Source organism: Achromobacter sp. ISS7 (assembly GCF_056523125.1).
Window position 1 is genome coordinate 6,482,925 of the sequence record NZ_JAWRZD010000001.1, and the last position, 16,874, is coordinate 6,499,798.

The 16,874-nt window shown below is 63.6% G+C and carries 15 protein-coding genes; 11 read left to right on the forward strand and 4 right to left on the reverse strand.

Annotation, left to right across the window (positions count from 1 at the left end):
- The 10 genes from AC1HFW_RS29440 to AC1HFW_RS29485 all read left to right on the forward strand — a co-directional run bounded on the left by AC1HFW_RS29440 (position 1) and on the right by AC1HFW_RS29485 (position 11,140).
- Complete coding sequence (locus tag AC1HFW_RS29440; RefSeq protein ID WP_479286192.1) at positions 1–1,449, forward strand: efflux transporter outer membrane subunit; 1,449 nt, start codon at positions 1–3, stop codon at positions 1,447–1,449.
- A gap of 319 nt (positions 1,450–1,768) precedes the next feature.
- Positions 1,769–2,680: a LysR family transcriptional regulator gene (locus AC1HFW_RS29445; RefSeq protein ID WP_479286194.1), complete on the forward strand. Its 912-nt coding sequence runs from the start codon at positions 1,769–1,771 to the stop codon at positions 2,678–2,680.
- Positions 2,681–2,872: 192 nt separating this feature from the next.
- On the forward strand, positions 2,873–3,724 hold the full coding sequence (locus AC1HFW_RS29450; protein ID WP_479286195.1) for a hypothetical protein: 852 nt from the start codon (positions 2,873–2,875) through the stop codon (positions 3,722–3,724).
- A gap of 350 nt (positions 3,725–4,074) precedes the next feature.
- Positions 4,075–4,485 carry a hypothetical protein gene (locus tag AC1HFW_RS29455; protein WP_479286196.1) on the forward strand — a complete coding sequence of 137 codons (411 nt, stop codon included), beginning with the start codon at positions 4,075–4,077 and terminating at the stop codon, positions 4,483–4,485.
- A 217-nt stretch (positions 4,486–4,702) separates the two neighbouring features.
- A complete protein-coding gene (locus tag AC1HFW_RS29460; RefSeq protein WP_479286197.1) occupies positions 4,703–5,545 on the forward strand; it encodes a hypothetical protein in 843 nt (280 codons plus the stop codon).
- Between the two features lie 25 nt (positions 5,546–5,570).
- A complete protein-coding gene (locus AC1HFW_RS29465; RefSeq protein ID WP_479286198.1) occupies positions 5,571–6,311 on the forward strand; it encodes an ABC transporter ATP-binding protein in 741 nt (246 codons plus the stop codon).
- Between the two features lie 6 nt (positions 6,312–6,317).
- On the forward strand, positions 6,318–7,520 hold the full coding sequence (locus AC1HFW_RS29470) for an ABC transporter permease (protein ID WP_479286199.1): 1,203 nt from the start codon (positions 6,318–6,320) through the stop codon (positions 7,518–7,520).
- Complete coding sequence (locus AC1HFW_RS29475) at positions 7,513–8,994, forward strand: TolC family protein (protein ID WP_479286200.1); 1,482 nt, start codon at positions 7,513–7,515, stop codon at positions 8,992–8,994. The genes AC1HFW_RS29470 and AC1HFW_RS29475 overlap by 8 nt, the downstream gene beginning before the upstream one ends.
- A complete protein-coding gene (locus AC1HFW_RS29480) occupies positions 8,987–10,261 on the forward strand; it encodes an efflux RND transporter periplasmic adaptor subunit (protein ID WP_479286201.1) in 1,275 nt (424 codons plus the stop codon). Before AC1HFW_RS29475 ends, AC1HFW_RS29480 begins: the two co-directional genes overlap by 8 nt.
- A gap of 48 nt (positions 10,262–10,309) precedes the next feature.
- Positions 10,310–11,140, forward strand: coding sequence for a tRNA threonylcarbamoyladenosine dehydratase (locus AC1HFW_RS29485; RefSeq protein WP_006393098.1), 831 nt, complete (start codon positions 10,310–10,312; stop codon positions 11,138–11,140).
- Positions 11,141–11,209: 69 nt separating this feature from the next.
- On the opposite strand, the gene AC1HFW_RS29490 is transcribed toward AC1HFW_RS29485, so the two are convergent.
- Genes AC1HFW_RS29490 through AC1HFW_RS29500 form a run of 3 tightly spaced genes read right to left on the reverse strand, consistent with a single transcriptional unit; the run spans position 11,210 to position 13,284 of the window.
- Positions 11,210–11,521, reverse strand: coding sequence for a non-heme iron oxygenase ferredoxin subunit (locus AC1HFW_RS29490; RefSeq protein ID WP_006393099.1), 312 nt, complete (start codon positions 11,519–11,521; stop codon positions 11,210–11,212).
- A 15-nt stretch (positions 11,522–11,536) separates the two neighbouring features.
- Positions 11,537–12,010 carry an aromatic-ring-hydroxylating dioxygenase subunit beta gene (locus tag AC1HFW_RS29495; protein ID WP_006393100.1) on the reverse strand — a complete coding sequence of 158 codons (474 nt, stop codon included), beginning with the start codon at positions 12,008–12,010 and terminating at the stop codon, positions 11,537–11,539.
- Between the two features lie 2 nt (positions 12,011–12,012).
- Positions 12,013–13,284: an aromatic ring-hydroxylating dioxygenase subunit alpha gene (locus AC1HFW_RS29500; RefSeq protein ID WP_479286203.1), complete on the reverse strand. Its 1,272-nt coding sequence runs from the start codon at positions 13,282–13,284 to the stop codon at positions 12,013–12,015.
- Between the two features lie 193 nt (positions 13,285–13,477).
- On the opposite strand from AC1HFW_RS29500, the gene AC1HFW_RS29505 reads away from it, so the two are divergent.
- Complete coding sequence (locus AC1HFW_RS29505; RefSeq protein WP_006393105.1) at positions 13,478–14,380, forward strand: LysR family transcriptional regulator; 903 nt, start codon at positions 13,478–13,480, stop codon at positions 14,378–14,380.
- A gap of 9 nt (positions 14,381–14,389) precedes the next feature.
- Here the strand turns inward: AC1HFW_RS29505 and AC1HFW_RS29510 are convergent, their stop codons facing one another.
- Entirely contained in the window at positions 14,390–16,810 is a 2,421-nt protein-coding gene (locus AC1HFW_RS29510) for a TonB-dependent siderophore receptor (RefSeq protein ID WP_479286204.1), read from the reverse strand.
- Positions 16,811–16,874: the final 64 nt, after the last annotated feature.

Genomic DNA, 16,874 nt, shown 5'->3' on the forward strand with positions numbered 1-16,874 from the left:
ATGAAAGCTGTTTCCCTGATCTACAAACCCGCCGCCCTGGCCCTGGTGCTGGCCCTGGCCGGCTGCGGCGGCCTGCTCAAGAGCGATTACCAGACGCCCGCGACGCAGGCCCCGGCCGCCTGGAGCCACGGCGCCGACGCCGCGCAGGCGCCCGCCAGCGCGCTGGCCGCCGGCGGCGCCTGGTGGCGCAATTTCAACGACCCGGTGCTGGACGGCCTGGTCGATGGCGCGCTGGCGCGCAACAACGACCTGGCCGCCGCCGCCATCCGCGTGCGCCGCGCACAGCTGCAGGCCGGCCTGGCGCAGGACCAGTTGATCCCGCAGCTGTCCGGTACCGGCAACGTGACGCGCACGCGCAACCTGCGTGGCGAGCGCGAGATCACGCGCACCAACAGCGCCGAGCTGTCGATCGGCTACGAGGTCGACCTGTGGGGCAAGCTGTCGCGCCAGCTCGACGCCGCCGAATGGGAGGCATTGGCCAGCGAGCAGGACCGCCAGAGTTCGGCGCTGTCGCTGGTGGGCACCACGGCCACGCTGTACTGGCAGACGGCCTTCATCAACCAGCGCATCGCCAGCAGCCTGGAGAGCATCGCCTACGCCCGCAAGACGCAGGACCTGGTGCGCGCGCAGTACGCCGCCGGCGGCGCCTCCGCGCTGGAAATGGCCGAGGCCGAGCAGACCGTGGCGAGCCAGCAGGCGGCGCACGCGCTGCTGGTGCAGCAGCGGGTGGAATACGTGAACGCCCTGGCGATCCTGTTCGACGGCCCGCCCGACCGCACCATGGCCGACCCGCAACGCCTGCCGCAATATCCGCTGCCGCAGGCGCGCGAAGGCGTACCGGCCGAACTGCTGGGCCGCCGCCCGGATCTGCGCGCGGCCGAGCTGCGGCTGCGCGAGTCGCTGTCCAACATCGACGCGGCGCGCGCCAGCTTCTATCCGACGCTGAACCTGACCGGCGCGCTGGGCAGCACCAGCCCGACGTTGTCGAACGTCTTGCAGAATCCCGTCGGCACGCTGACGGGGGCGCTGACACTGCCGTTCCTGCAATTCAACAGCCTGAACCTGAACCTGAAGGTGTCGCGCACCGATTTCGATGAGCGGGTGGTGTCGTTCCGGCAGGCTCTGTACCAGGCGATGGCGGACGTCGAAAACGCACTCTCGAACCGCACCCAGTTGCGCCTGCAGGCGGAGCAGCTGGAGGCGTCGTTGAAGGCGGCGCGCGAGGCCGAGCGCCTTTACGAAGTGCGCTACCGCGCCGGTTCGGTGTCGTTGCGATCCTGGCTGGATGCGCAGGAAAAGCGGCGGGCGGCGGAAATCGCGCGGGATGAGAATGGCCTGAATCGCCTGGTCAATCAGGTGAAGGTCTATCAGGCGCTTGGTGGCGATGATGCTGCCGTCGTGGCCGGTTCTGGCGCGGTCGATGAGCGGATCGCGCCGATAGCGCCCTGAAAAAATACCCTGGCGTCGGCGCGCGATATTGCCGGCGCCAGCGTTGAATCCGGATCGCCTTCGATCCTCCCAGAAGCATTAACTTCGATATCGGCACGGGCAGTTCGCAAGCTGACCCGCCGCACTTCGGCCTGTTCTCGAATCGTCGCCTACGCCGTCAGATTCGGACGGTTTCACCCGATGCAATAGAAGACGGAAAGCAGCGTCAGCCGACGCTGAATCATGAAGGCCGTCGCTACAATCTATTGACCGCGCAAGACCCCCCTCCAGATTGATCACGTTCACCGAAAGCGCTGATCACCATCACCGAATGCTCAGAATGAACTTGCGACTGCTGAAGTACTTCGCTGTGTTGGCCGACGAGTTGAACTATCGGCGGGCCGCCGAACGGCTGAATATCGAAATCTCACCGCTGTCTCGCGCGATTCAATCGCTGGAATCGAGCCTGGGGGTATCACTTTTTGTGCGATCCAACCGTGGCACCTTGCTGACGCCGGAGGGTGAGGCGCTGCGCGATCATATCCCTGCTATCTTTGGCGCAGTCGGCCATGCGCGCGACAGCGTCCTAGGCGTGGCCGTCGGCGATCATGGCGCGCTACATATTGCCCTGTCAGAAGGAATGAACCCGGCGCGACTGGCCGCGTTGATGGCCGGTTGTCGCGCGGACGAGCCGCGCGTGGCCATCCATTTCTCGGAGGTGCCATTTGCCCAGCAGCTCGCAGGCCTGGGCCAAGGCCTGTACGACCTGGGTTTCGCGGCATCCGACAACGTGGGCCGCGGCATCGTGGCGGAACGCGCCTGGCAAGATCCGATCCATGTGATCCTGCCGACCCGTCACCCGCTGCTGGCGCTGGAAACGGTCCCATTGAGCGAGGTCCTCCGGCACCCCCTGGTGCTTGGCGATCCCAAGTATTGCGAGGGATGCCGCCAGCAAATCGACCGCTTGATCGGCAAGGGTTCAGCCCAACCTCAGGTGGCGGCACAGGTGCGATCGGTTTATCTCATGCTTTCGATGGTGACCGCCGGCGTCGGCCTCGCGCTCATGGGCGCTTCCCAGGTCCTTTCAAACTGGGAACTCGGCATCGCCAGCCGCCCGCTGGCCGAGCCGGCGGCGTTGACGACCTGGCTTCTGCGCTCAACCCGCGTCTCGCGCCAGAGCGTGGCGCGTTTCATCGAGCGGGTAATTGCCATGCGCGAAGACAATCCCGCCCCGCCTCCCCGTGCGCGGTAGACGGCAATTATCGGCGCCTGAGCGCGGCTCGGACCCATCAATACGTTACCTTTTCGGCCCATCATGTTTCCCAAAAGGCAACGTGATGGGCCACTCGCCGTTCTAGATTGAAAGATCCAATTCCCTGCCTTTGTAGTGCTTTTGGAAAAGAAGCCAGGGGTGTCAATTGCTTGAATCAATCAGGAGCTGCTTGTGCAAGTATCCAATTCAACGTTGTCTGGTCCGAGCGGCCCGCTCGGTTTTAACTATTCGTCGACGCGGTTCACCACCGACGCGAATGGGGAAGCCCGCTTCACCGAAGTCATGGGTTCTGCGAAGCAAAAATATATTGAAAGCCCCCCCACATCGAAGGCCGTGACCCTGTCTGATAAGGCGGTGGCGCTGTCAAGCCAGGAGACCGAAGATGAGGATGCGGATCTTAGCTTGCTGGCGTGCTGGACACCGGCCGAGCTGGCGCGCTTCACCAGGAACTATACGGAAAGCGAGCGGCTCGAGGAACTGGATATTATGGTTTTTAACAGTCAATATTCGCCAGGATGCGATTGCAGTGAGCTTACTGCGGATGGTGGTCAGATTTACTATGCGACTACGAGGATTCCGGTTACCCCAGAAAGTGAAATTGTCGATAGGCGGCAATCGGATACGTTCGTTTCGCAGTTGAAATCCATGTATAAGGCCGAAAGGAACAAGGGCAGCTCAGCGCTGGATATCTATAAGAAGATCGGAAAATTGATTCTGTCCCAGCCGGATGATTTTGCTTATAAGTTCGGATTCAGTGTCACGTTTCGCGAGAGGGTGGAGTCCATGCAATGGGGGGGGCGTGCTAACCCGGTCGAACGGCAGCGCGGTGAGTTGTTTACCCGTAGTCACGCTGCTTCAGACGAATCGGATGTCGCGATGTTGACAAAAATGAAGGATGGGTTTTCGCACAACAAGCTGCAACAGAGAACACATGATATGGAGCGAGACAGGCAGCATCAGCTGATGGACCTGTTGTATGGGAAAGTGAACCATAAGTCGAAACACGCAGGTCGCCGGGTGTAGATCAGGTTCTTCCGAAAAATGCGCATATCGCATTTTTCGGAAAGGCGTCGGCAGAGGGATTTGCCGGGCCTAATGAGATGGTCAGCCCGAACCCCGCTTGGCGTAGCGCTTCGTGGGGATTCGGCTGGCCATAGCTTTTTATGGCTAGGGTAAAAACCATATTTTTCTGACCGATACGGTAACGCGTGTTCCCAAAATAGCAATAAACGACGCCGTTGCTGCGTTCAAATTGATGTGCAGGTTGCCAACCTGTCCACCCCGTATGTTGTCAAGCTGAAAGCAAGTCATCTAAGGGGGGGCATCAATCGGTGATTGATGCGTAGTTTCATACCTAGCCCTGGAGAGATACCATGAAAACCCCATTGCTGCGTGCATTGGTTATTACCTCGATTTTGTTCTCCGGCAGCGCGTTTGCCGGTGATTACGTGTGGTCTACCTATAAGAGTGGCGACTATGTGTCCAGAAGGGGCGAAACCACCGCTGTGGTGTATCAGCCCAGCAATTTCATGGTTTCGCCAGTGGGAAAAACTATCACTGGCGTGCAAGTCCAACTTCAAGATAGCTCTCAGGCAAATGTATCGATGAGCCTTTGCTATAACGGATCGTTCGAGTGCTATCCGATAACCTATGATGGGAGAGTTTTTACAATGTTTAATGGCAAGCTGGCCGATAAGCCGTTTACTGTGAAATATACCGGTACTGGCCTTGGTCCATATCCCCGTTACATCCTCGCCACGATGGTGGTTTATTACAACGATTAAGTTAGCCTAAACGATAGCGACTTATCGCGGATCTGGCGATAAATCGCTGTCGGGCATATTGGGGTGCACTATGGGTGTTGTGAGCTGATGCAAATCGCACGTGTAATGCGCTCAGTACTCGTGTGTTGCCTTTTTGGTATCACGCCCTTCTCATAAAGCAACGCGAGGACTGTTTGCTATTTTAAATTGGAAGATCAATTTCCCGCAGGAGTTTCCAATGCAGATATCTACTTCAACGCTATTAGGCCCTCGCGTTCCGTTCGGAGTAAAAGGTCCGTCGGCGCGGCTCACTACAGATGTGACTGGTGAATCTACTTTCACCGAGGTCATGGGTTCGGTGAAGGAGAATCACCTTGAAAGCCCGTCGGAATCGAAAGCCGTAATTCTGTCCGATAAAGCGTTGGTATTGGCAAATAAAGAAGCAGACGAGGACGCTGATCTCAGTTTGTTAGCGTGCTGGACACCGGCTGAGCTGGCTCGATTTGATAGAAACTATACTGAGGAAGAACGGTTTCAGCGCCTCAATACCATGGTTTTTAATAGCGGGTACTCTACGGCACATGATTGCACCGAGGCCATCTATGGAGGACCGACCTATTATACGACCACGCGAATTCTGGTAACTCCTGAAAGCGAGGTGATCGATAAGCGGCAGTCGGATGCGTTCGTCGCCCAGCTGGAATTCATGTATCGGGCGGAAGTAGAGAAGGGTAGTTCGGCGATGGATATCTACAAGAAGATTGGCAAATTGATCCTGTCTCAACCCGATGATTTTGCCTACAGGTTCGGGTTCAGTGTCAAGTTTCGGGAGACGGTGGAGTCCATGTCCCAATGGGGGCCTCGTGGTAATCCGTTCGAAGGGCGTGATGATTACTTTTCGCTCAGGTATACCCCTCCTGATGAATCGGACGTCGATGCGTTGGGACAAATAAAGGGTGGGATTTCACAAAAATCCATAATGCAGAAATCCCATGATATGGAGCGGGATAGGCAATACCTTCTGATGGATATTCTTTACGGAAACATGGGGCATAAGTCGAAATTGTCATCTGCCCGCTGATTTTTGTGATATCGACGTGGTCTTAATGGATTTGGATTTTTTGACTGATTCAGATCGAAAAATATCGCACCATTCGCTCATCCAAATCACGCGTATCAACCACTCCTATCGCCTGGGCAGCCAATCCGTACTTGTGCTGCGCGACGTGACGCTCGAGATCCATCCCGGCGAAACCTGCGCGCTGCTTGGGGCGTCCGGTTCCGGCAAGAGCACCTTGCTCAATATCCTGGGCTTACTCGACCGGCCGTCGGCCGGCCAGTTCCTGTTTCGCGGACGAGACATGCTGGGTATCGATGAGAAGGCCCGCGCCTGGGTGCGCAATCGAGAGATCGGGTTCGTTTTTCAGTCCTTCAACCTGTTGCCCCGTATGAACGCCCTTGATAACGTTGCCTTGCCACTGTTCTATCGTGGTATCCCGCGAGCGCAGGCGCGGGCCACGGCCATGGATCGACTTCGTCAAGTTGGATTGGCCGATCGCGGCGGGCATCTCCCTGCCGATCTCTCCGGCGGGCAGCGCCAGCGGGTCGCCATTGCCCGTGCCTTGGTTGGCAATCCCTCCGTCATTCTTGCGGACGAACCGACCGGTAATCTGGATCAGGCTTCAGCCGACAGCATCATGGCCTTGCTCATGGGATTGAATCGCGAACGCGCGGTCACGATCGTGATGGTGACGCATGATGCCAGCCTGGCGGCTTGCTTCTCGCGCCAGATTCACGTGAGGGATGGTGCATTGCATGAGCCTGCCCGCCGCGGTGGCGGGCGTTGATTCCCGGTGATCCAGCGCATGCGCGGCCCATCGCTGGCACAGACCCTGCTGCAGGCCGTCGACAGCCTGCGCCAATTGGGTCGCCGGGCCTTATTGGCTCTGCTTGGCATCATGGTTGGCAGCACTGCCATCATTGCGCTCCTGAATATCGGGCATAGCGCCGCCGAACAGGTGATGCGCCTGTTCAAGGACATGGGCACGGATGTCCTGGTGGTGACTTTCCCGGTGACGGGCGCCAGGCCGCGCGCGCTGCCCCGCACGCTGGATGCCGGTGCGTTGGAGCGGGCCGTGCCCGGCATCCGCCATGCGGCGCCGCTGTCGGTCTACAACGTGCCGTTGCGTTTCATGGGACGCACGACCGCGCTCAGGATCGTGGGCACGACGCCGGATCTTGCCGACGCGATGAATCTGCGCATGGCGCATGGCCGCTTCTTGTCGCCCTTTGATCGCGATGCCACCTTTGCCGTCGTGGGTGCGGAAGCCGCGCTGGCGCTGGGCACCCCGGGGCAACCGCTCGTTCCGGGGGACTCGCTGCAAATCGGCGGCTACCTGTATCAGGTCATCGGCATCACGCGCGGCATGAAAGGGAACCCGCTGATTCCGGTCGATGCCGACCGATCGGTGATCGTTCCCATTGAGGGACTGCATCGATTGTTTCCCAGGCCTGAACTCGGCGCCATCCTGGCCAAGGCGAAGCCTCTGGCCGACCTGCCTGAGACAGCCAGCGCGTTGCGCGAGTACGTCAGGACGCAGGTGCCCGGAAGGGAGGTTCAGGTGGATATTCCCCAGCAGTTGATCGACGGCCTCAAACGCCAATCGCGAACCTTTTCGTACATGTTGGCCGGACTGGGCGCGATCTCGCTGCTGGTGGGCGGCGTGGGCGTGATGAACGTGATGCTGATGAGCGTCTTCGAAAGGCGGCGCGAGATCGGCGTTCGCCTGGCGCTAGGGGCGACGCGGCGCGACATCCGCTGGTTGTTCCTCGCCGAGGCCGGCCTGTTGGCCCTGGCCGGCGCGGCGCTGGGCGCGGTCTTCGGTGTTGGCGCGGCCTACGCTTTTGCGCGCTTCTCTGACTGGCAGTTTGTGCTGGCTCCCGCATCCCTGCCCTTGGGGATGGGGACTTCGCTGCTGACCGGGTTGTTCTTCGGTTGGTACCCGGCCATCGCGGCGGCGCGGCTGGAGCCTGTCCAGGCCTTGCGCGATGCATGATGGCACGCGGATGCTGATTGTGGCGCTCGGCGTCGCGACGCTGCTGCCCGTGGCGCGCGCGGATGATCACCCGCCACGGTCTCGCCCCACCATGTCGCACCAGGCGCCGGTCCCGCGGGGCGAGGGCGTTGTCAGTCTGACCGTGACCGATGCTGTCTTTCTCGGCCTGCGGGGCAATCGCAGCATACGCAGCGCCTACCTGACCCGCCTGGCGCAGAAGTTCGACCTGCGCGTGGCCGAGGATTACTTTTCCCCCAAGCTGCTGGTGACCGGGAAGGTCACCGGCAACCGCAATCAGGATGATCGTTCGCGACAGGGATTGTTTTCCCCCGAGGCGACGATGGTGGGTGAATTCGGCACGCGTTTGAGCCTGGGCTGGACCCGTCAACTGAGCAACGCCAGCCGGGCGGGCGGATTTCGGGACGATGGCGTCACGCTCGCGATCATTCAGCCCTTGTTGCGCGGCGCGGGGCGTGAGGTCGCAACAGCGCCTGTTCGCATGGCGCGATTGATCGAGCAGAGCAATCGGCTGGCCTTGCAGGAGTCGGTTTCCCAGACTGTCACGCAGATCGTCCAGGCCTACTGGCAATTGCTGCGGGCACAAGAGCAAGTCGCCATCGCCCAGGCGGCCTTGCAGCGTTCCAGGGGGCTTTTGGCGATCAACAAGGCGTTGATCGACGCCGGGCGCATGGCGCAGGTCGACGTGGTGCAGACCGAGGCGGATGTGGCGACCCAGGAATTCAATGTCGAGAATACCGACAACGATCTCAACGCCAGCCGATTGGCGTTGCTGCAGCTGCTGGCCCTGGACCTGCACAGTCGGATCCGGGTCAGCGACACGCCGGAAAAAGGGCCTTCGAGACTCAGCCTGCAAGACGCCCAACGCATCGCGCTGACGCATCAACCGCAGTATCTGCGGCAGGTGATCGCCCGTGAACAGGCCGATATCAATCTTGTGGTCGCACGCGACAACCGCCTGTGGGATGTTGCCCTGATGGGCGGCGCCAGCCAAGGGCGAACCCGGCGAGCGGGCCATTCGGAGGCGGTCTCCGATCGCCGCTGGGAGGGGTATGTCGGGATCCAGCTCCAGATACCGATCGGGGACCTGAGCACGCGACAGGCCGAAGTCCATGCGAAAGCCGATGCTGACAACCAGGCATTGCTGCTTGAAAACGCCGAACAGCAGTTGGCGCTGGACGTGAGCAACGCGGTGCGGGAATTGGCCTCGCGATGGCGCCAGTACGAAATCGCGGGGCGCGTGCGGGATCTTTCGCGCAAGAAGCTCGAGATCGAACATCAAAAGTTGCAGGCCGGGCGGTCGAGCAACTTCCAGGTCCTTGCCTTTGAAACCGATCTTCGCGGGGCGGAGAACGCGCGGCTCAATGCCTTGATCAGCTACCTGGACGCCCAGGCGCGGTTGGACCTGGAGCTCGGCATGACGCTGCAAAGCTGGGGTATTTCGCTGAATGACTGAGTTCCGTGCTCATAGACGTGGCCTGCTGGCGGCGGGCTTGGCGCTGCTTGCCGTCTTGGCGATCGTCTTTGCGTGGCCTCAACCGCCTCGCGGCGAGTCACAGGACGCCTCATCGTCCTGGATACGGATTGCGCCTCGTCCCGTCGATGTTCGTCTTGGCGTGGTAGGGAAGATCGCCGCCGCGGAAATCGTCACGATCACGGCGCCCTTCGACGGCAATATCAAGTTCCTTGAGGTGGCGGAGGGACAACGGGTGGCCGCGGGCCAGCGCCTGTTCGAGATGGACATGACCCAGCTCGACATGCAACGGCGCCAGGCGCTGAGTGAACAGATCAAGGCGCGCAAGGCCCTGAGCGATATCGATCATTGGGAGTCGGGGCCGGATGTCGCCCGTGCGCGGCAAGCTGTGCTGAGCGCGCGCCTCAGCTTGAACGATACGCGGGGGAAGCTGCTGGAGACTCGGCGGCTCTACGAACGCGGAATCGTGCCCCGCATGGAGCGGGACGCATTGATCCAACAGGAAAAGATGCAATCCCTGGCGGTGACTTCGGCCGAGGCAGAGCTGGCGAATACCCGGCAACGCGGCAAGGGGGAGGCGCGGCAACTCGCGGAAATGGAATTGGCCAATGCCTCAGCCGCGGTCGATGCGCTGGGCACGGATGCCTCCGGGACGGTGACGGCGCCGTTCTCCGGGGTGGTGATCCGCGTGCCGGGCAACGCCAACGCCAGGCAGGACGCCACGGGCGATCCCTTGCTGGCGGGCGCCAAGGTGACGCAGGGCCAGGGGCTGTTGGCCGTCGCCAGCGTCGAGCGCGTCAACGTCGTGGCCAAGGTCGACGAGACGGATCTGAATCAGCTGCGCCCGGGCCAGCGGGTGGATATACGTGGCGATGGGTTCAGGGACCTGGTGCTGTCGGGCGAATTGGAATCGATTGGCGTGCAGGGGCTCGAAGGCGATTCGCAGGCCGGCACGATGTACCGGATCGTGATCGCCTTGCCTCCGCTGACGGCGGCGCAGCAGCGGGTGGTGCGGCTGGGAATGAGCGCAAGTGCCGCCATCGTGATATTTCATGATGACGGTGCCCTGGTGGTGCCGGCCCCTGCGATTCGGACTGATGCGGATAAACGGCTCGTCCGGTTTCGTGAGTCCGCGAGCTCCCCCGAGCGGCAGGTCGCTGTCTCGGTCGGGCCTGCCACGCAAGACGGGGTCGTCGTGACCGGCCTTGCGCCGGGGTACGTCTGGAACCCCGGGGACCATCGGCCGTGAAAATGGGGAAGGGATCGTGCGGCCCTCGGCCATATAAAATAGGCGCCCATGAACACCCCCCAAGAAAAAGCCGACATCGCCCGCCGCTTCGGCAGCCTGTCCCGCCTCTACGGCCCCGATGCCCCGGCGCGCCTGCAAAACGCCCACATCGCCGTCGCCGGGCTGGGAGGCGTCGGCTCCTGGACCGTCGAAGCGCTGGCCCGTTGCGGCGTCGGCGCCCTGACGCTGATCGACCTGGACCACATCGCCGAATCCAACGTGAACCGGCAGATCCACGCCCTGACGCAGACCCTGGGGCAATCCAAGGTGGATGCCATGGCCGAGCGCGTCCTGGCCATCAATCCCGAGTGCCGGCTGACGCGCGTCGATGATTTCGTGTCGCCGGAGAACGTCGGGCAAGTGCTGCCCGGTCCCTACAACGCCATCATCGACTGCACCGACCAGGCCGCCGCCAAGATCGCCATGATCCTGCATGCGCGGGCGCTGGGGATTCCGATGCTGTTGTGCGGCGGCGCGGGCGGCAAGACCGATCCGCTGGCATTGCGCGCCGGCGACCTGTCGGCGGCCGTCAACGACGCCTTGCTGTCCAAGCTGCGCAACAAGCTGCGGCGCGAGCATGGGTTTCCGCGGGCGTCCGACAAGAACGGCAAGGCGCTCAAGCGCGTGCCGAAGATGGGCATCCATGCCCTGTGGTTCGACCAGCCCGCCATCCTGCCCGACGAATGGACGCGGCAGGCCGAGGCCGAGGACGATATGGGCGCTTCGGGGCAGGCCGTGGCGCCGCAGGGGTTGTCCTGCGCCGGCTATGGTTCGGTGGTCACCGTGACCGCCGCCATGGGCATGGCGGCCGCCAACGAGGCCTTGCGGCTGGCGCTGTAAGGCGGGGACTGGCGCCGCCCGGTTCGGAATGGCGGGCCGCGGCGCCACGCTTGCGGCGCCGCGCCATGCTCACAGCGCCACGAACACCACGCCGTCCTCGATCCTGACCGGGTAGGTCGCCAGGTTGTCGCGCAGCGGCGAACAGAGCGCGCGGCCGTCGCGCACGTCGAAGCGGCCCTGGTGCAGCGGGCACTCGATCTCGTGGCCCGTCAGGAAGCCGTCGCACAGGCGCGCATTGCCGTGCGTACAGAGGTTGTCGGTGGCGTAGACGTTGCCTTCCACGCCGTACAGCGCGATCTCGCGGTCGCCCGCCTGCACGGCGATCACGTCCTCGTCCGGCACGTCGGCCAACGCGATGGCCTTGATCCAGTTCGTGGTCATGTCCTGGAGTCCTTGTCAGATGGGGTAGATCAGCGAATTCGGGATCAACTCGCTGTCGAAGATGCACAGGCGCGACTCGAACTTCAGCCCGTCGGGCGTCTGCCGGATCACGTCCAGGTAGCGGCCGACGTTGTAGACCGTGGTCAGCTGGTTCGGCTTGGTGCGGAACACCGCGTAGTTGGCTTCCGATTCGATCCGGTCGCCCTTCACCGACAGCACGCGCGGGGCGCCGACCACGTGACGCTGGTAGTAGGGGTCGTGGAAGATGGTGTCGGTGGCGCCGTAGATGCGGTCCTTGAGCATGCCGCGGCTCTCGAACGACATGGTCGCCAGCGGATAGCCGCGCTCGTGGTTCTCGCGCGGCAGCACCTTGTAGACGCAGTCCTCCAGGAAGAACTCGGGCCACTGCTCCCACTGTTCGGCGTCGAGGGCGGCGGCGTAGTCGGCGTACAGCCGGGTCAGCTGGTAGTAGAGGGGAAAGTCCAGCATCTTCAGGCCTCCTCGCGCGCTTCCATCACGCGGCGCCAATAGGCGTACATGCCGCGGATCAGGGTTTCGGTCACCATGTGGTCGGTGTTCTCGGCGGTCTTGCCGCCCAGCTCGGCCACGCTGCGGTGCCAGGGCTTCTGCGTGAAGCCGGATTGCGAGAACTCGATGACTTCGCCGTCGTCCGCCGACACGAAGCCGGCGGGGCCGAACAGGTTGGCCTGGCGCAGGCGGCGCTGCGTCATCTCGGGCGTGTCGTCGGCGAAACCGAAGTGGGTCCAGACGAAGTCGAAGGCGTCGTGGCCCACCGGCTGGATGTGGCGCGTCGACAGCGAGTTGACCTGCTGCTGGATGATGACGCTGGGGAACAGCGTCATCAGCACGGCGGTGGGGCCGTTCCACCAGGGTTCCGGCACGATGTCCAGGAAGCGGTCGTCGTTCAGCGTCATCTGCTCCTTGAAGCTGGACACGCCGCTGGTGACGCTGCCCTTGCCGCCCTGGCCGCGGGTCGAGATCATGGCCGCGTGGCGGAAGTGGCGGTCCATCTTCAGTTCCGAACGGTTGTCGGCGCGCCACAGGCCGAAGGTGACGAACCAGGTGTGCAGCAGGCCCGGGTGGTACGGGTCCTTGATGTTTTCCTGCATCAGCTTCCAGTTGCCCGGGATGCGCTGGCGGCTGTAGCCGTGGATCACCAGCTGGCGGCCGTCGAAGACACGGTCGAAGTAGTGCAGGATGTCCGGGCCCAGGTAGTCTTCCAGCGGCTCGACGTCGTGGTCGAACGAGGCGAACACCACGCCGTTGCGGCAGGCCACGGCCAGCTTGGTCAGGCCATGTTCCTCGGGCTTGAAGTCGGGCGGCATGCCGCCGTTGACGCGGCCGTCCTGCTTGACGCCGCGGCGGAACGGCACGCCGATCAGGTTGCCCTGCAGGTCGTAGTTCCACTGGTGGTAGGGGCAGACGAACTCGCTGCGGTTGCCGGAACGTTCGCGGCAGAACTGCACGCCGCGGTGGGCGCAGACGTTCTCCACCACCCGCACCTGACCGTCGTTGTCGCGCAGCAGGATGACGGAGCGCTCGCCCACGGCGGTGCGCTTGAAGTCGCCGGGGTTGGGGATTTCCGCTTCCAGGCCGACGTAGCTCCAGTGGCCGCGATAGAAGAAGCGCTCCAGCTCGCGCTGGTGCAGGGCGGCGTCGGTATAGACGCCGAAGGGAATGCGGTGGCTGCCGTCGCCCTGCCAGGGCGGCACGAACGACAGCGGCTGTTCGGGAGTGTTCATCGGCGGCCTCCGGCGAGGCGGCCGCGCCTACAGGGCGGGGCGGGGGGATGGCGCATGGGTGTCTCCTTCATCCATCGGGGCCCGCGCGACATGGGCGCAGGCGTTTGTTGCATCATCGGCCAGGGTGTGAAATAAATAAATAGAATCTGGATGATGACAACAATCACCAAAATAAATATTGGTGGAGACAAGCATGAACCTGCAAGACATGGACCTGAACCTGCTGGTCGTGTTCAACGAGCTGTGCAAGCACGGCCGGGTGTCGGCGGTGGCGCAGAACCTGGGCATCTCGCAGCCCGGGGTCAGCAACGCGTTGGGGCGGCTGCGCAAGCTGCTGGGCGACGAACTGTTCCTGCGCACCTCGCGCGGCATGGTGCCCACGCCGTACGCCGAGGCGCTGGCGCAGCCGATCGCCGACGCGCTGGCGGCGCTGCACGGCACGCTCAACGCCCGCGCCAGCTTCGATCCGGCGCGCAGCGAGCGGGCTTTCGTCATCGGCGTGAACGACGTCGGTGAAACCTATTTCCTGCCGCGCCTGATGCGGGCCCTGGACGGCGCCGCGCCCGGCGTCACCATCCGCACGGTGCGCACCACCTCGATCGACGTGAAGGACGAGATGGAGCGCGGCCGCATCGACCTGGCGATGGGGTTCCTGCCGGGGCTGAAGCACGGCTTCTTCCAGCGCCGGCTGTTCCGCCAGCCCTATGTGTGCATCTTCCGCCAGGATCACCCGCTGGCGCGCACCGGGGTGTCGGCGCGGCAGTTCCGCGCCGCCGAGCATGTCGCCATCGTGTCCGAGGGCACCGGCCACGGCGTGGTGGACCAGGTCATCGAACAGGCCGGCATCCGCCGGCGCCTGCGCCTGACGGTGCCGCACTTCATGGCGGTGGGGCCGGTGCTGCAGGCCACCGACATGATCGCGGTGGTGCCGCGCCGTTTCGCCGATTGCGCCTGCAAGCCGTTCGGCCTGGCCACCGCGCCCTGTCCGGTGAAGATCCCGGAGTCCGTCATCAACGTGTTCTGGCATGCCCGCAACCACCGCGAGCCGGCCAATCAATGGCTGCGGCAGGTGGTGGTGGAGCAGTTCGCGGACTAGCGGCGCGCTTCAGAACTGCATCTGCGCCGACAGCGCGACGCTGCGCGGGCTGCCCAGGTAGTAGCTGTTGAGCCAGTAGTCGCGGTTGGCGACGTTGTTGACGTTCAGGCGCAACGTGACGGGGCGGCCGGTGACCTTGGTGGCGTAGCGCAGGCCCAGGTCGAAGGTGGTGTACGACGGCAGCCGGCTGTTGTTGCTGGCCGTGGCGTATTGCTGGCCGACGAAATAGACGCCGCCCGTCAGGCTCAGGCCGGGCGCGAAGGGCAGGGCGTATTCGGAATACAGCTTGGCCATGACCTTCGGCACGTTGATGGGCGCATTGCCGTCGTTGGCGCTGCCTTCGACGCGGGCGGTGAGCAGCGTCACGCCGCCCATGATGGTCCATGCGTCGGTCGCCTTGCCCACCGCCGAGACCTCGGCGCCGCGATGGCGCTGGATGCCGTCCTGCACGTAGAGGTTGGCGTTGTTGGAATACTCGTAGGCCTTTTCGATGTCGAACAGCGCGCCGCTCACCAGCAAGCCGCCCAGCTCGGCCTTGATGCCGAGTTCGCGCTGCTTGCTGCGCATCGGCGGCAGCACCTGCAGGCGGTTGACGGCCTCGTCGGGCGCCACGCCGCCTTGCTCCAGGCCTTCGATGTAGGTGGCGTAGGTGGTCAGCCACGGGGTGGGCGAGAACATCAGCGAGGCATTGGGCGAGTTGCGGCCACGGTCATAGTCCGGCTGGCCGGGCGCGCCGTTGGCGTCGCGTTCCATCGACTTGATGGTGCTGCGGTTGATGCCGACCAGCGCGGACCACTGATCGTTGAAGCGGACCAGGTCGCCGATCATGAAGTTGTCGTTGCGGATGCGGCTGGCGTAATAGGTGCGCTTGGACGCGTCGGACGGCCAGGCCGGCTCGGGCACGTGGGTCGGCGAGTCCAGGCTGTACGGGCCGACGTAACCGGTATTGGGGAAGTAGGTGTTCTGCCACTGCTTGTCCATGTAGCCGTAGTAGCCCAGCGTGATCTTGTGGCCGACCTGCCAGGTGTCGAACGAAATGTCGGCCAGCGCCTGCCAGGCTTCGGACTCGGTCTTGGTCTCGCCGACCTTCTGCCGCAGCTGCACGTATTGGCCATTGGGCCGTATCGAATTCATGGTGTGGTACTGGACCGGACGGTCCTGGTATTCGCGCAGGTGCGCGACCCGCAGCGTCAGGTGGTCGCTGGCCTCGTAGGTCATGCGCGCCATCCATTTGCGGCTTTCCGTTTCGTCGCGGATCCAGGGCTGGCCCCAATCCTTGCTGGAATCCGGGGCCTTGGGACGGGAGACGCCTTCACCGACGAACCAGTACGCCGTGGGTGACTGCATCTTGTAGTCGCTGTACGAGGCGCCCAGCTCGAGCTTGAAGCGGTCGGTGATGTTGAAGTCCAGCGCCAGGCTGGCCAGGGTGCGGTCGATCTTCTGGTCGTCGACGGCGGTGTCGCCGTTCTGGCGCACCAGGTTGACGCGGTAACCGACCTTGCCGTTGTCGTCGATCGGGCCGCCGAAGTCGCCATGCACGTAGTACTGGCTGCCGCCGTAGTTGCCGACCGTGATGCTGTTCAGACGGTCAGGAGTCGGGCGCTTGTTGACATAGTTGACCATGCCGCCGGGCGAGGCCGCGCCGTACAGGAAGCCCGACAGGCCGCTCAGGACCTCGACCCTCTCCTTGTCTTCCAGCGAGGTGGCGAACCCGTACGAGCGGCGCAGGCCGTCTTCGGCGCGATCATAGCTGTTGAAGCCGCGGATCTTGACCATCGGCGCCCAGCCGCTCAGTTGCGGCGTCTGCGTCAGGGTGGACGGGTTGATGCGGTAGACGTCGTCGGGCGATTGCGCCTGCACGTTCTGCAGCAGGTCGCGCGTCACCACGCTGAAGGAATAGGGCGTATTGCGCAGCTCCATGCCGCCCAGCGCGCCGGCGGCGGACACCGTGGTGGCGCGATAGCCGTCGCTGGCGGTGCCTTCCTGCTGCAAGGCGGCGGTGGCGCTGCCCTGCACCGTGACGCTGGGCAGCGTGACGGCGTCGCCGGCGGGCGCCAGGCGCGCGCCGAAGGCATTGCCGCGCCGCACCGGTTGCAGGCCGGTGCCGGCCAGCACCGCGTTCAGCCCGGACCAGGGCGACTGCCGCCCGCGCACGCCGGGGCTCTGGCGTCCGGCGGTCAGCGCGGCGTCGACCGAGACCTGGATGCCGGCCTGCACCGCGAACTCGGTCAGCACGCGGCTCAGGTCGCCGGCGGCGATGTCGTAGTCGCGCTCGGCCGCGGCGGCGGGGGCGCTCTGGGCCCGGGCCGGCGCGGCGCCCAGCGGCGAAAGGGTGATGAATGCGGTGGCGAGGGCGGCGACGAGCGCCGTGGCGGCCGGTTGGCGGAAGGGGGCGCGGTGGCGCGGGAAGGGCTGGGAGCGGGATGGCATAGGTCGACGGGAGGTGAAAGGGTGTGGCTTCACCCCGTATGCCAATCGACGACGAAAAAAGGGG

Bases quoted from the DNA above. Each gene is read 5' to 3' on its own strand.
- AC1HFW_RS29440 (WP_479286192.1), top strand. From the start codon at position 1: ATGAAAGCTGTTTCCCTGATCTACAAACCCGCCGCCCTGGCCCTGGTG.
- AC1HFW_RS29445 (WP_479286194.1), top strand. From the start codon at position 1,769: ATGAACTTGCGACTGCTGAAGTACTTCGCTGTGTTGGCCGACGAGTTG.
- AC1HFW_RS29455 (WP_479286196.1), top strand. From the start codon at position 4,075: ATGAAAACCCCATTGCTGCGTGCATTGGTTATTACCTCGATTTTGTTC.
- AC1HFW_RS29460 (WP_479286197.1), top strand. From the start codon at position 4,703: ATGCAGATATCTACTTCAACGCTATTAGGCCCTCGCGTTCCGTTCGGA.
- AC1HFW_RS29465 (WP_479286198.1), top strand. From the start codon at position 5,571: ATGGATTTGGATTTTTTGACTGATTCAGATCGAAAAATATCGCACCAT.
- AC1HFW_RS29475 (WP_479286200.1), top strand. From the start codon at position 7,513: ATGCATGATGGCACGCGGATGCTGATTGTGGCGCTCGGCGTCGCGACG.
- AC1HFW_RS29480 (WP_479286201.1), top strand. From the start codon at position 8,987: ATGACTGAGTTCCGTGCTCATAGACGTGGCCTGCTGGCGGCGGGCTTG.
- AC1HFW_RS29485 (WP_006393098.1), top strand. From the start codon at position 10,310: ATGAACACCCCCCAAGAAAAAGCCGACATCGCCCGCCGCTTCGGCAGC.
- AC1HFW_RS29490 (WP_006393099.1), bottom strand. From the start codon at position 11,521: ATGACCACGAACTGGATCAAGGCCATCGCGTTGGCCGACGTGCCGGAC.
- AC1HFW_RS29495 (WP_006393100.1), bottom strand. From the start codon at position 12,010: ATGCTGGACTTTCCCCTCTACTACCAGCTGACCCGGCTGTACGCCGAC.
- AC1HFW_RS29500 (WP_479286203.1), bottom strand. From the start codon at position 13,284: ATGAACACTCCCGAACAGCCGCTGTCGTTCGTGCCGCCCTGGCAGGGC.
- AC1HFW_RS29505 (WP_006393105.1), top strand. From the start codon at position 13,478: ATGAACCTGCAAGACATGGACCTGAACCTGCTGGTCGTGTTCAACGAG.
- AC1HFW_RS29510 (WP_479286204.1), bottom strand. From the start codon at position 16,810: ATGCCATCCCGCTCCCAGCCCTTCCCGCGCCACCGCGCCCCCTTCCGC.